We start from the raw sequence: 5,573 nt of genomic DNA, 5'->3' as shown, positions 1-5,573 counted from the left end.
GAATAGGGCTGACTCAGGTCACCTCGGCGCTGATTCCGAAGCCGCGCCCGTCAGCAGACCATGCGCCGGCGCCGGCCATGGCGAGCGCCAGGAAGCCGCCGGCAATGGCGATGTCCTTCATCAGCATCTGCTGGTGCAGGAAGGCGAGAGTGGCATCGTCGCCGCCCTGGCCGTAATGGCCGGTGAAGCCCGCGACGATGCAGAAGGCGGCAAGCAGAAGCGCTACGATCCGGGTCTGGAAACCGACGAGGATCAAGAGCCCTGCAATCAGTTCGAACAAGCCGGTGCCCCAGACCGCTAAAGTCGGCAACGGCAGGCCGAGCCCGGCGAAATAATTGATCGTGCCGGAGATGTGGGTGAGGGCCTGAAAGCCCGACGGCACGAATAGCGCGGCAAGAAGCAGCCGCGAGACCAGAAGCAACGCATTGCGAAACATTCCCACCTCCCGTGCCGGCCGGTCCGGCTGATGCCGGCTGCGGCGCAGTCTACGCCTGCAACGAAAAAGCGGCGCGGAAAATTCCGCGCCGCTTTCGAGTTTGGCTTGGGAGGAAAGAAGGATCAGCCGCGCTTGGCGTCGATCGAATAGGCGCCGGCGCCGGACGAGGCGAGCAGGAGGAAGCCGCCGGTGATGGCGAGGTTCTTTAGGAACTGGATCATCTGCATCTGGTCGGCCCAGCCGGTGTGAGCGACCAGCCCGGTCGCGATCGTGAAGATGGCGAGCACCCAGGCGACGATGCGGGTCTGGAAGCCGACGAGAATGGCAAGGCCGCCAAGCAACTCGATCAGGCCAACCAGGACGGCGGTTACGGTCGGCACCGGCAGGCCGAGAGCGCCGAAATAGCCGGCGGTGCCGGAAATGGCGGTGAGCTTGCCGAAGCCGGAAAGCAGGAAGATGACGGAAAGCAGTATGCGACCGAGCAGGATCGTGGTGGAGCTGTTGGATGCGGTGCCGTTGCCGGCGACTGAAGAGTTGATGGACATGGCGGTTCTCCAAACGGGTTGAATGACCCGTCAGATAAACGATGTAGACTGTTCACAAAAAGCCACCTATGCGGCGACACATTGTTCACAGGATATATGTTTTTGGAATTGGCGCCCGCGTGCGAAAATCATGTCGCGAGATTAGGCTAACCCGGTAAATTCTGCTGCCGCAAAACGGAACCCTCGGTCCGAAGTTTGCGAGCGCTGGCTTCGGAGATTGCCGGGACGCTCGTCACGTCGTCATCCACGAGCGGAGCAAGGAGCGAAGCGACGCGCGCAGACCATAGGATTCCATGCCGTGACCTCAAAGCAGCCGCAAGCGGTCGGGGATACTTCGCCCTGGAATGACATCGCGAGGCCGCAGCAGCCTGTAACAGCCTCGCTCCGCGTCGCGAAAACTACCCCGGATGCGTCATGTCCTCGGGGCGCACCAGCCGATCATAGTCAGCCTCGCTGACCAGTCCCGTCGCCAGGGCCTCCTCACGCAAGGTCGTGCCGTTCTTGTGCGCGGTCTTGGCGATCTTGGCGGCGTTGTCGTAGCCGATGGTGGGGGCAAGCGCCGTCACCAGCATCAGCGAGCGCTCCAGCGCGGCCTTGATATTGTCCTCGCGAGCCTCGATGCCGACAACGCAATTGTCGGTAAAGGAGACGGAGGCGTCGGCGAGCAGCTGCACCGACTGCAGGAAGTTGTAGGCCATCAGTGGGTTGTAGACATTGAGCTCGAAATGGCCTTGGCTGCCGGCGAAGGTGAGCGCCGCATTGTTGCCGAACACCTGCACGCAGACCTGCGTCAACGCCTCGCACTGGGTCGGGTTGACCTTGCCTGGCATGATCGACGAGCCCGGCTCGTTCTCCGGCAGCGACAGCTCGCCGAGGCCCGAACGCGGGCCGGAGCCGAGCAGGCGGATGTCGTTGGCGATCTTGAAGAGAGCCGCGGCCGCCGCGTTGATCGCGCCATGCGAGAACACCATGGAATCATGCGCCGCGAGCGCCTCGAACTTGTTCGGCGCGGTCACGAAGGCGATGCCGGTGATGGCGGCGATGCGGTCCGCCACCTTTTCCGCGAAGCCGACCGGCGCGTTGAGGCCGGTGCCGACGGCGGTGCCGCCTTGCGCCAGTTCCTGCAGGCCGGGCAACGTCTGCTCGATCCGCTTGATCGACGAAGCGACCTGCGCGGCATAGCCGGAAAATTCCTGGCCAAGGGTCAGCGGCGTGGCGTCCTGCGTGTGCGTGCGGCCGATCTTGATGATGTGGTTGAAGGCGCGCGCCTTGGCGTCGAGCGCCTTGTGCAGATGATGCAGGGCAGGGATCAGATGGTGGGCGACCCGCTCGGCGCAGGCGATGTGCATGGCCGTGGGATAGGTGTCGTTGGACGACTGGCTCATATTGACGTGGTCGTTGGGGTGCACCGGCTTCTTCGAGCCCATCACGCCGCCGAGCATCTCGATCGCCCGGTTGGAGATCACTTCGTTGGCGTTCATGTTGGACTGCGTGCCGGAGCCGGTCTGCCACACCACCAGCGGGAAATGCTCGTCGAGCTTGCCGTCGATCACTTCCTGCGCGGCGTCCACGATCGCCTTGCCGATAGCCGGATCGAGCCGCTTCATCTCCATGTTCACCTCTGCCGCGGCGCGCTTGACGATGCCGAGCGCGCGCACGATCGATGCCGGCTGCTTCTCCCAGCCGATCTTGAAATTGCCCAGAGAGCGCTGCGCCTGCGCGCCCCAATAGCGGTCGGCCGCCACTTCGATAGGGCCGAACGTATCGGTTTCGGTTCTGGTCTTTTCTGCGCTCACGGGAACTCTCCGGCCTGTCGATTTGGGCAAGGGCGTATCGCGTTGCACAAACGGCATCAAGCGGAGATTGCGGGCGAGCAAGATGCAAATCGGTTGAAGGCAAGGGTCACCCCAGCGGCGGCCCGACAATGTCGATGCCGTTCTCGGCGCACAGCCTGGTCAGCATCTCGATCGTCTGCGGCGTCGGCGTCGCCGCCGGCGGCAGGTCGGGCCGTTCAGCGGGGCGGCTTGCCTTGCGCACCATCGTCTCGAAATCCGGACCGCGCGTCACTGTGAGCGTATGCGCCCCTTCCGGAGACTCGACCCTGTAGGTGTGCGGCAGGCCTTTCGGCGCGAGCACGGTCTCGCCGGCGCCGGCGATCCGCCCGCGGCCGTCGATGACGAAGCGTATCCGCCCTTCAAGGATATGAAACACCTCGTCCTCGTTGCGGTGCACGTGCAGCGGCGCGGAATCGCCATAGGGCTGGCGGTGTTCGATAACGCAGATCCCATCCTCGCCGTCGGCCGAAGAGACCTGGATGGCGACAAGCGTGTTGTTGAACCAAAGGAGTTCCTTGCCTGCGATGCTGGTGTTGATCATTGTCATGATTGCTCTTTCTCGTTGGGCGCCGGCGAAACGGCTTCGACGGCGACTTAACCTGGACGGGTCGGCGACGGAAATCGAATGATCGTATGGGGCGGATCGATGCGATGAATTTGAATGCGCTCGACCTTAATCTGGTGAGGGTGCTCGACGCGCTTCTGCGCGAGAAGAGCGTGACGCGCGCCGGCGAGCAGATCGGCCTTAGCCAGCCAGCCGTCAGCGCGGCGCTCAACCGCCTGCGCCATGCGCTCAACGACCAGCTCTTCGTGCGCCGCGGCAACGACATGGTGCCGACGCCGCGCGCCGAGAGCCTGGCTGAGCCGGTGCGCGCGGCATTGCGCGAGATCGAGCGCGCCTTTCAGCCGGCAACCGATTTCGATCCGGCGAAGCTGGAACGGACCTTCACGCTTATGGGTGCCGATTTCTTCTCCATGCTCCTGATGCCGCCCTTTGCCGCTCGCATCGCAGGGGTGGCCCCAGGCGTATCGTTCCGCTTCCTCGACAGCGCCATTGGCGACGTCTCGAAGCTGCTGCAGGAGGATCGGATCGACCTTGCACTGGAGCGCCCGCTGGAGGTGGCGGAATGGGTTTCGAGCGTGGCGCTGTTCGGCTCCCCCTTCGCCATCATCGCCGCGAGGGACAATGCCGCGCTCTGCCAGGCGGGCATCGCGGAGGGCGAGGAGGTGCCGCTCGACTTTTTTTGCGCGCTGCCGCACGCGCTGCGCTCCATTGATGGCTCGATGTCGGGCTTCACCGACGATGCGCTGGGCAGGATCGGCCTCGCGCGCCGCGTCACGCTCGCTTTGCCGCACTTCCAGGCGGTGGCGCTGGCCGTGGCCGGTGGACCTTATCTGGCCGCCGTCCCGACGCAGTTCGCGGTGGCGGCGGCAAAAACCCTGCCGATCGGCATCTATCGGGCGCCGATCCCGATACAATCGCCGGCGGTCAGGATGTACTGGCACGCCCGTCGCGATGATGAGCCGCCGCATCGCTGGATTCGCGAGCAGATCCTCGACGAGGTGGGAAGGCTTGGGTTCAAGGACTGAGACCACCCATTGAGCCGTCAACCTCGCCCCCGCATATAGCCGACATCCACCCGGCGGCCTGTCGCTGGTCTGAACTTTATCCAGCCGAGGCCAGGCCAACGGGCGCTGGCTGGCGTAGCGCCAGTCGCCCCGCGACGAAGTTTTTGACCTGGCGCACCGCCTGTTCGCGCGTGATGCTGCCCGGCTGCAGGCCGAGCCTGAGCCACAGCCCGTCGATCAAGGCGGTGACGCCGAGCACGATCTCCTCGGCCAGTTGCGGCGAAGCGAGACCGCGCAGACCGGACAACAGGTTCGAGCGCATCCGCGCGTGGATCACCTTCTGGATGCGAGCCAGCTTCTCGTCGCGCGGCACCTCGGCGCAGAGCGACAGCCAGGCATGGCAGAGTGGCGGCAGGAACAGGTGCTCCTCGAAATTGCCCTCGATCACGGCGTCCAGCCGTTCCATCGGAGACCGCGCCCGCTGCAGTCTGGCGACGACGGCGTGACAGAGCACGGCGTTGGCCTCGCGCATGGCGTGCTCGAACAGCTCCTGCTTGTTGCGGAAATAGTGCAGCACGATGCCCTTCGAGGCGCCGGCCTGGGCCGCGACCTTTTCCAGCGTCGCGCCGGCGATGCCTTCGCGCTCCAGAACGGCGAACGCCGCCTGCCGCAACTCCTTGCGGCGTATGTCGCTGAGACGCGTCAGTTTCACCGGACCAATCCATGCATGGCGAATCCATGTTGACATCTTCGCCCGCTCAGATCAACGATTGACCAATTGGACAATAAATAGACCGGAAGGTCAAACGACGAGGAGAACCGGAATGTTGCGCGTGCTTGCGAATGGCGTTTGTGTTGCGGCGTTGATGCTGGCTTCCCAGGCGGCCCAGGCCGCCGAGGCCGAGAGCTGTAAAGCGGTCCGCATGGCCGAGCCCGGCTGGAATGATCTCGCCTTCACCACGGGCGTGGCCAAGGTCCTGCTGCAGGCGCTCGGCTACGAGCCTCAGAGCGAGGTGCTCGGCATCAACGTCATCTATGAGGGCATGAAGAACAAGGACCTCGACCTCTTCCTCGGCTACTGGGACCCGGCCATGGTCACCTATTACGAGCCCTACAAGAAGGGGGACGGCTCGATCGAGAATGTGCGGGTCAATCTGGTCGGCGCCAAATACACTTTCGCCGTGCCGA

The 5,573-nt window shown here is 64.2% G+C and carries 7 protein-coding genes; 2 read left to right on the top strand and 5 right to left on the bottom strand.

Going from position 1 to position 5,573, the window contains the following annotated elements; all coding sequences use genetic code 11:
* Positions 1–13 precede the first annotated feature (13 nt).
* The 4 genes from EOA28_RS23175 to EOA28_RS23160 all read right to left on the bottom strand — a co-directional run bounded on the left by EOA28_RS23175 (position 14) and on the right by EOA28_RS23160 (position 3,363).
* On the bottom strand, positions 14–436 hold the full coding sequence (locus EOA28_RS23175) for a DoxX family protein (RefSeq protein ID WP_128315313.1): 423 nt from the start codon (positions 434–436) through the stop codon (positions 14–16).
* A gap of 122 nt (positions 437–558) precedes the next feature.
* Positions 559–981 (bottom strand): DoxX family protein, encoded by a 423-nt coding sequence (locus EOA28_RS23170; protein ID WP_127251320.1) that lies wholly within the window; start codon positions 979–981, stop codon positions 559–561.
* Between the two features lie 398 nt (positions 982–1,379).
* On the bottom strand, positions 1,380–2,777 hold the full coding sequence (gene fumC, locus EOA28_RS23165) for a class II fumarate hydratase (RefSeq protein WP_128315312.1): 1,398 nt from the start codon (positions 2,775–2,777) through the stop codon (positions 1,380–1,382).
* Between the two features lie 106 nt (positions 2,778–2,883).
* A complete protein-coding gene (locus EOA28_RS23160; RefSeq protein WP_127251322.1) occupies positions 2,884–3,363 on the bottom strand; it encodes a cupin domain-containing protein in 480 nt (159 codons plus the stop codon).
* 104 nt (positions 3,364–3,467) lie between these two features.
* Here EOA28_RS23160 and EOA28_RS23155 point away from each other — a divergent pair, with 104 nt between their 5' ends.
* Complete coding sequence (locus tag EOA28_RS23155) at positions 3,468–4,406, top strand: LysR family transcriptional regulator (protein ID WP_128315311.1); 939 nt, start codon at positions 3,468–3,470, stop codon at positions 4,404–4,406.
* A 76-nt stretch (positions 4,407–4,482) separates the two neighbouring features.
* On the opposite strand, the gene betI is transcribed toward EOA28_RS23155, so the two are convergent.
* Positions 4,483–5,133, bottom strand: a complete 651-nt coding sequence (gene betI, locus EOA28_RS23150; RefSeq protein WP_127251323.1) for a transcriptional regulator BetI — start codon at positions 5,131–5,133, stop codon at positions 4,483–4,485.
* Between the two features lie 76 nt (positions 5,134–5,209).
* On the opposite strand from betI, the gene EOA28_RS23145 reads away from it, so the two are divergent.
* The coding region (locus tag EOA28_RS23145; RefSeq protein WP_281060918.1) for a glycine betaine ABC transporter substrate-binding protein at positions 5,210–5,573 on the top strand (364 nt) is incomplete at its 3' end.

It is taken from the genome of Mesorhizobium sp. M2A.F.Ca.ET.067.02.1.1, assembly GCF_004023285.1.
Classification (GTDB): Bacteria; Pseudomonadota; Alphaproteobacteria; order Rhizobiales; family Rhizobiaceae; genus Mesorhizobium.
This window is presented reverse-complemented; position numbering and strand designations above follow the sequence as displayed.

What these genes read in the sequence shown, in the direction of transcription:
- EOA28_RS23175 (WP_128315313.1), bottom strand. Translation starts at nt 436, where the DNA reads ATGTTTCGCAATGCGTTGCTTCTGGTCTCGCGGCTGCTTCTTGCCGCG.
- EOA28_RS23170 (WP_127251320.1), bottom strand. Translation starts at nt 981, where the DNA reads ATGTCCATCAACTCTTCAGTCGCCGGCAACGGCACCGCATCCAACAGC.
- EOA28_RS23160 (WP_127251322.1), bottom strand. Translation starts at nt 3,363, where the DNA reads ATGACAATGATCAACACCAGCATCGCAGGCAAGGAACTCCTTTGGTTC.
- EOA28_RS23155 (WP_128315311.1), top strand. Translation starts at nt 3,468, where the DNA reads ATGAATTTGAATGCGCTCGACCTTAATCTGGTGAGGGTGCTCGACGCG.
- betI (WP_127251323.1), bottom strand. Translation starts at nt 5,133, where the DNA reads ATGTCAACATGGATTCGCCATGCATGGATTGGTCCGGTGAAACTGACG.